Source organism: Candidatus Aquicultor sp. (assembly GCF_054640775.1).
Genome location: NZ_JBTSLF010000252.1, coordinates 1 through 3234 on the forward strand (window position 1 = coordinate 1; position 3234 = coordinate 3234).

At 44.2% G+C, this 3234-nt stretch carries 6 protein-coding genes; all 6 read left to right on the forward strand.

Annotated elements, in window-relative coordinates; translation table 11 throughout:
- A partial coding sequence (locus ACYC56_RS13640; protein WP_461374723.1) for a flagellar basal body rod C-terminal domain-containing protein occupies positions 1 to 416 on the forward strand: 416 nt, incomplete at its 5' end.
- 19 nt (positions 417 to 435) lie between these two features.
- Positions 436 to 1533 carry a flagellar hook-associated protein FlgL gene (gene flgL, locus ACYC56_RS13645; protein WP_461374724.1) on the forward strand — a complete coding sequence of 366 codons (1098 nt, stop codon included), beginning with the start codon at positions 436 to 438 and terminating at the stop codon, positions 1531 to 1533.
- 10 nt (positions 1534 to 1543) lie between these two features.
- Complete coding sequence (locus ACYC56_RS13650; RefSeq protein WP_461374725.1) at positions 1544 to 1951, forward strand: flagellar biosynthesis repressor FlbT; 408 nt, start codon at positions 1544 to 1546, stop codon at positions 1949 to 1951.
- Entirely contained in the window at positions 1923 to 2309 is a 387-nt protein-coding gene (flaF, locus tag ACYC56_RS13655) for a flagellar biosynthesis regulator FlaF (RefSeq protein WP_461374726.1), read from the forward strand. The genes ACYC56_RS13650 and flaF overlap by 29 nt, the downstream gene beginning before the upstream one ends.
- A 345-nt stretch (positions 2310 to 2654) precedes the next feature.
- Complete coding sequence (locus ACYC56_RS13660; RefSeq protein WP_461374727.1) at positions 2655 to 2846, forward strand: hypothetical protein; 192 nt, start codon at positions 2655 to 2657, stop codon at positions 2844 to 2846.
- A 37-nt stretch (positions 2847 to 2883) separates the two neighbouring features.
- Positions 2884 to 3234, forward strand: a 351-nt coding sequence (locus ACYC56_RS13665) for a response regulator (RefSeq protein ID WP_461374728.1), incomplete at its 3' end; no start/stop codon positions are given.

The following is a 3234-nucleotide window of genomic DNA, read 5'->3' on the forward strand; positions in this document are numbered from 1 at the left end:
ACCGTTTCAAAATCAGCCCCTTAACAACCGCCGTTTCCAATTTGGGAATGGCCGTAACTTCTGCGCGAGGAATCGCCGCTTCGGGGACCGCTGGGGGCCTCCCGGGTGATAATACCAACGCCTTAGCTATATCAAGTCTTATTAATAGCCATATTACGGCCCTTGATTCAGATACTATTGCCAATTTTTATGAAAGGTTGGTGGCGAAGGTCGGGAACCAAAGTCAAGCGGCGTCGGATGAATTGACGTTTTACGATAATTTTTTGGCTCAGCTCAACACCCGGCGTGATTCGGTTTCCGGTGTCAATTTGGATGAGGAAGCGTCTAATTTAATCATCTTCCAGCGTGCCTATCAGGCTGCCGCCCGATTGATAAAGACCGCTGACGAAATATTCCAGACCATACTTAATTTATAAAGGATAGGTTCGGTTTTATATGAGAGTTGCTTCATCCATGCTCTATAATCAATTAGCCCGGGGATTAAAAAATAATCTCACCGAACTCAATGAGTTAAGTGCTCGATTGGCTACGGGAAAAAAAATCAGCACTCCCTCCGATGATGTCTTGGGGACCGTAAAGGCTATGGATTATAAACTCTCCATCAGCCAAAACGACCAATACGGTCAGAACCTGACCGAGGCCAATAACTATCTTGAATTTAATGATGCAGTGTTGAGTCAAGTTTCTAATACCCTGAAGGAATTAAAAACTCTGGTTTACAATGGAGGCGATACTCTGGGGACCGTTGAAGATAGGGCCTACTCTGCCGAGGAAGCGGCTAATCTGCGTGATTATCTCCTTGACCTTTCCAACAGTCAATTCAGAGACTGTTATATCTACTCCGGATTTCAATCGGATCAAAAGGCTTATGCCTACGATGCGGTTAATCATAGTTATGCCTACCAAGGTGACAGTGGGCAACTCCGACTACCGATTTCTAAAGAAATGAACCAGACGATTAATGTCGTCGGGAGCAGTGCCGATGCATCCCTCTCAACGGCCTTCAGCTATACCCTGCAGGGCGTGGAGTCTACGATTTTATCTGACGGAAGCACAGTGTCTTACACAGCTGTTCCGGATACGGTTTTAGGAAAAACATCCATTGAAGTGTCCATCACCCATCCCGATCATCCCGGAGATCCTGATTATGAAGATCATTTCAGTTTCTCGAATTTCATGGATATGGCCAATATCTTAAGCAGTGCCTGGCAATATCAGAAAACGGATGGGACCTCCTTAAGCCAATCCCAAGCCATGAGGCGTATTCAATCCCTTTCCATCCCCTTGGAGAAAGCCACGAAACAGGTTTTAACGGTTCAGTCCGAAATGAGCACATGGCAGGTTCATCTGACGAATCAAAAGTCCAGACTGGAGGCCGGTACGGTAAATCTTAAAAATAACCTGACCGATGCCGAAGATGCAGATATGACGGAGACCGCTGTGGAACTCCAAAAACTGACGACCTCTTTAGAGGCGTTGAGAATTTCATCATCCAAAATTCTTTCACAATCCTTGTTCGATTTTTTAACCTAAGGGATATGCCGTGCCATTAAAAATATCACTAAAATCCGGAGAACGCGTGATTATCGGGGGTGCGGTTATCACGAATGGCAGAATTAAAAGTGACTTGTTTGTTGAAAATAAGGTCCCGATATTACGGCATAAAAATATCCTGAGTATTAAAGATGCTGACACCCCTTGCCGGCGGATTTATTTTGCTATTCAGTTAATGTATATGGACGAAGGCCAATTGGCCGAACACCATCAGACTTACTGGGAATTGGTCAAAGAACTTATTACGGCGACCCCAAGTGTTTTAGGATTGATTGATCAAATCAGTGAACAGATTTTAGGCAATCGTTACTACCAGGCCCTTAAACTGGCCGGAAAATTGATCGAATATGAGCAGGAGGTATTAAACCGTGTATCAGAACCAATACAAAGCCTATGACAGTATGCACAAAGAAACACTCTCCGGTAATGCCCTCGAATCCTCGGTTTTAATCCGGGCGGCCCAAAAACTTAAAGATTGCCAAGAACATTGGGATTCAGAGAATCGGGAGTCCCAGTTTAAAGAAGCCCTTCGGTTTAACCAAATGATCTGGAGCATTTTTCAGGGAGAGCTGTCCCGGGAAGAGAATCCTCTGCCCATTGAGATAAAACAACAACTCCTGACCATAAGCGCCTATATTGACAAAACGATATTTGAAGCCATGGCCAACCCAGTTCCGGAAAAGCTTACCGCCCTTATCCAGATCAATCAAAATATTGCAGCCGGCTTAATGTCTTCTCCCGACAAGAGTCAATAGGGGTGGCTTCCTAGCCGCTCATTAGTTCTGCCTTTCGTAGGGATGAGCGGCATTCTTTGATTTTTCTAGGTACCAGAAAGTACGACATAACCCTTAAGGATTTTCAGGCCTTGTTAAGCCCAGGGCAGGGAACTTTTTAAAGCCATCTCAGTTTTGATTTTTTGAGGTCTATCCATATTAATGACACCAATCCCGAATTCCCCTGTTATCCTCAGATGGGTTATGGATAAAAGTCCTTTTCTCTACTAACCATATTGTTTCCTTCTGAGAAACTTCTAAAGTTTTGATGTTTTTGACCGATAGGAAGTATAAGGTGAAAAGCACCCAAACCAGGGAGGAAACCAGATGTCAACCTCACCAGTGAACTATCCGGAAGTTATTCGTTTTTATGAGAGGGTTACTCGTCTTAAGCCCGCTTCTTTTGCTGATCGGGGCCAGAATAGCAGCAACGATCTGTTGAATATTTCTGCCGAGGCAAAGAAGAAGTTCGTTCTTAAACTGGCCTTCAATGAAGTGTTGGAAAAGATAAAAAAATAATTGAAGTGTAAAGAAAAATCTATCACCGGGATTTGATATGAAAAAGAATGGAATCAAGATATTAGTCGTCGATGATGATGAGATCGTCCGAGAAGTTATTATCTCCCTTTTGAGCAGTGAAGGGTATGCCGTCAGGTCGGCTAAAGATGGATTGGATGCCATTAAAATCCTTAAAATGGAAAATATCAATCTGGTTATCACCGACCTGAGGATGCCCGGCGCCGATGGGATTGAGGTCCTCAAAGAAGCTTTAAAAATGGACCCTGACCGTGCGGTGATTATCCTGACTGCCTATGGGACCTTGGATACGGCCCTGAAGGCCATTCGGGAAGGTGCCTATGATTACATGACCAAACCCTTTAAGATGGAGGAAATGATTATCCGGGTC

Bases quoted from the DNA above. Each gene is read 5' to 3' on its own strand.
- ACYC56_RS13660 (WP_461374727.1), top strand. From the start codon at position 2,655: ATGTCAACCTCACCAGTGAACTATCCGGAAGTTATTCGTTTTTATGAG.
- flgL (WP_461374724.1), top strand. From the start codon at position 436: ATGAGAGTTGCTTCATCCATGCTCTATAATCAATTAGCCCGGGGATTA.